The organism is Halococcus sp. AFM35 (assembly GCF_051195015.1).
Taxonomy (GTDB): domain Archaea; phylum Halobacteriota; class Halobacteria; order Halobacteriales; family Halococcaceae; genus Halococcus.
Genome location: NZ_JBNTJU010000094.1, coordinates 1 through 1,364, shown reverse-complemented (window position 1 = coordinate 1,364; position 1,364 = coordinate 1). Strand labels below are relative to the sequence as shown.

At 63.9% G+C, this 1,364-nt stretch carries 1 protein-coding gene; it reads left to right on the top strand.

The features are described from left to right. Nucleotides 1–1,364, top strand: a 1,364-nt coding sequence (locus tag ACQUQO_RS18215) for an aldehyde dehydrogenase family protein (protein WP_435080070.1), incomplete at both ends; no start/stop codon positions are given.

The following is a 1,364-nucleotide window of genomic DNA, read 5'->3' as shown; positions in this document are numbered from 1 at the left end:
AGTGCCTCGGGCGAGACCTTCGAGACGCGCGACCCCACGACGGGTGAGGTGCTCGCCGAAGCACAGGCAGGAAACAGCGACGACATCGACCGCGCGGTCGAGGCGGCGTGGGACGCCTACGAGAGCGAGTGGGCCAACACCGACGCGACCGAGCGCCAGCGCCTGCTCGGAGAGGTCGCCGACCGCATCGAAGCGAACCGAAGCGAGATAGCGAAAATCGAGACGCTCGACAACGGCAAACCCATCCGCGAGGCACACGCCGACGTCGCACTGGTCGCCGACCAGTTCCGGTACTTCGCCGGTGCGGCCCGCACCCACGGCGGCGAGACAGTACCATCGGGAAGCGGCAAGTCGATTCAGACGATTCGGGAACCGTATGGGGTAATCGGCGCGGTCGTGCCGTGGAACTTCCCACTATTGATCGCCTCCTGGAAGCTCGCGCCGGCGCTCGCGGCGGGGAACACGGTAGTGCTCAAACCCGCCGAACAGACCCCGCTGTCGGTGCTCAAAGTCATGGAGGAAATCGACGACGTGCTGCCCGATGGTGTTGTAAATGTGGTGACGGGCTACGGCGAGGAGGCGGGTGCGCCGCTCACCGAACACGAGGACATCCGCAAAGTTTCGTTCACGGGTTCGACTGCGGTCGGTAAGCAGGTGATGAAGGCCGCCGCCGAGAGCGTCACGGACGTGACGCTCGAACTCGGCGGGAAGAGCCCAGTAGTGGTGTTCCCCGACGCGGACATCGAGCATGCGGTGCGGGTGATGATGTTCGCGATGTTCTATAATACCGGTGAGTGCTGTACCGCGGGCACGAGGCTGTTCGTCCACGAGGATATTTATGAAGAGTTCATGGACGCCTTCGTCGAGAGCGCGCAAGGTCTCCAGATGGGCGACCCGCTCGATTCGGACACGCGACTCGGGCCCAAGGTTTCGGAAGAACAGGTCGAGCGCACCCTGTCGTACATCGAGCAGGCCAAAGAGGACGGTGCGCGCATCGTCACCGGCGGCGGTCAGCCCGAGAGCGAGGCGCTCGCCGACGGCTGTTTCGTGGTTCCCACCGTCATCGACGACATCGACCACGACTCGAAACCTGTCCAGGAGGAGATCTTCGGGCCAGTCGAAGAGGTGTTCGCGTGGTCGGACTACGACGAGATGATAGCACAGGCCAACGACGTCGATTACGGTCTCGCAGCGGGCGTCATCACGAACGACCTCTCGCAGGCAAATCGGGCGGCACGGGACATCGAGGCGGGGAACATCTGGGTCAACCATTACACCGACTTCCCGGCGGGCCAGCCCTTCGGCGGCTACAAACAGTCAGGTATCGGCCGCGAGCAGGCCGAGGAGACCCTCGACCACTACTC